Genomic DNA, 1,857 nt, shown 5'->3' on the forward strand with positions numbered 1-1,857 from the left:
GCTCGAACCCTTCGAGTGCGGTGCCACGCCGATCGACCGGCTGAACGTGAAGGCGGTCCCGGCCAAGTACTACGCCGTGGCGATCGTCTTCATCCTGTTCGACCTCGAGACGGTGTTCCTGTTCATCTGGGCGCTCGGGGCGCAGCCGGTGACCACGTTCATGCTGGCCACGTTCACGATCTTCATGGTGCTGCTGGTGCTGATCGTGCTCTACGTCTACCGCGCGCGCCTGCTCGAGGCGGTCACCGAGTAGCGCCATGCACGACCGCGCCAGCACGATTCCGATCGTCCCGTCCTCGACGCGCAACCCGGCGCTCGAGTACATGACGACCAAGAAGGACGAGTTCGTCGGCTGGGCGCGCAAGTTCTCGCTGTTCCCGTACCCGTTCGTCACCGCCTGCTGCGCGATGGAGTTCATGGCGGTCTCCTCGACGCCCTACGACACCGACCGCTTCGGCGCCGCGCTGCCGCGGTTCTCGCCCCGCCAGTCGGACCTGCTGATGGTCGTCGGCACCGTGACCCACAAGCAGGCGCCGATCCTGCGCAAGGTCTACGAGCAGATGTGCGAGCCGAAGTGGGTGATGGCCTTCGGCGCGTGCGCCACCTCGGGCGGCTTCTACCAGAACTACGCCGCGGTGGCCGGCATCGACCGCATCGTGCCGGTGGACGTCTACGTTCCCGGCTGCCCGCCGCGGCCCGAGACGGTGATCGACGCGATCATGCAGCTGCAGGACCGCATTGCGCGGCAGAAGCACCCGATCCTGACGAGGAACTTCTGACTGTGGAGCCCGCGGTCTTCGCCGACCTTCGCGCACGCCTCCCGGCGGCCGCGGCCGCCGGCGTGTCGCACGGCGTGCTGGTGCTGGAGCTCGGCCGCGACCACGTCGTGCCGGTGATGCGCGCGCTGAAGGACGACTTCGCCTTCGACATGCTGCTGGACGTCACCGCCGTCGACTGGCTGCCGAGGACGCCCCGCTTCGAGGTGGTCTGGCACGTCTACTCGACGACGCACAAGGCGCGGGTGCGGGTGAAGACCCGCGTCGACGAGGGCGACGCCGCCGTCGACACGCTGGCCCCGCTCTACAACGCGGCGCGCTACGCGGAGCGCGAGTGCCACGACATGTACGGCATCCGCTTCCGCGGCAACGACGACCTGCGGGCGCTGCTGCTCTACGAGGGCTTCGTCGGCCACCCGCTGCGCAAGGACTATCCGAAGGACGGCGAGCAGCCGCTGATCCCGATGCGCGACCCGGCGAGGCCCGCGTGAACGCCCCCTACGACGCCCCGCTGCCGAACCCCGTCCGCCCGGCCTTCGACACGGCGGCCGAGGGGCGGATGATCGTCAACATCGGCCCTTCGCACCCGGCGACGCACGGCACGATCCAGATCATCGCCGAGCTCGACGGCGAGAAGGTGATCCGCGCCGACGTCCACTGCGGCTACCTGCACCGCGGCTTCGAGAAGGAGTGCGAGGACCACACCTGGCACAACCTGATCCCCTACGTCGACCGTCTGAACTATGTGTCGGCGCTGATCAACGACTTCGCCTACTGCGAAGGCGTCGAGACGCTGATGGGCGTGCAGATCACGCCGCGCTGCCGTTACCTGCGCACGCTGCTGTCGGAGTACTCGCGCCTGGTCGACCACCTCACCTGCCTGGCTGCCGGGCTGATGGAACTGGGCGCGATGACCGCGTTCCTGTACCTGGTGATGATCCGCGACTACATGTACGAGCACCTCGCCGCGCTCACCGGTGCCCGCGTGACCTACACCTATGGCCGCATCGGCGGCGTGGCGCGCGACCTGCCCGAGGGCTGGCTCAAGCGCATGGAAGAGATCCTCGTGCAGTACGAGGAG

The 1,857-nt window shown here is 68.2% G+C and carries 3 protein-coding genes and 1 pseudogene; all 4 read left to right on the plus strand.

Going from position 1 to position 1,857, the window contains the following annotated elements:
- Positions 1–253 (plus strand): NADH-quinone oxidoreductase subunit A (locus tag WB308_RS04300; RefSeq protein ID WP_424189353.1); only part of this gene is annotated, 253 nt, incomplete at its 5' end.
- A 70-nt stretch (positions 254–323) separates the two neighbouring features.
- Complete coding sequence (nuoB, locus tag WB308_RS04305) at positions 324–779, plus strand: NADH-quinone oxidoreductase subunit NuoB (protein ID WP_424189357.1); 456 nt, start codon at positions 324–326, stop codon at positions 777–779.
- 2 nt (positions 780–781) lie between these two features.
- On the plus strand, positions 782–1,267 hold the full coding sequence (locus WB308_RS04310; protein WP_424189355.1) for an NADH-quinone oxidoreductase subunit C: 486 nt from the start codon (positions 782–784) through the stop codon (positions 1,265–1,267).
- Positions 1,264–1,857: pseudogene (locus tag WB308_RS04315) on the plus strand (NADH-quinone oxidoreductase subunit C); the annotation flags it as partial. The gene WB308_RS04310 and the pseudogene WB308_RS04315, both read left to right, overlap by 4 nt.

The sequence above is a fragment of the Sulfuricurvum sp. genome (assembly GCF_049587615.1).
Taxonomy (GTDB): Bacteria; Campylobacterota; Campylobacteria; order Campylobacterales; family Sulfurimonadaceae; genus Sulfuricurvum.

Coding starts and splice junctions, on each gene's coding strand:
- nuoB (WP_424189357.1), top strand. CDS start 324: ATGACGACCAAGAAGGACGAGTTCGTCGGCTGGGCGCGCAAGTTCTCG.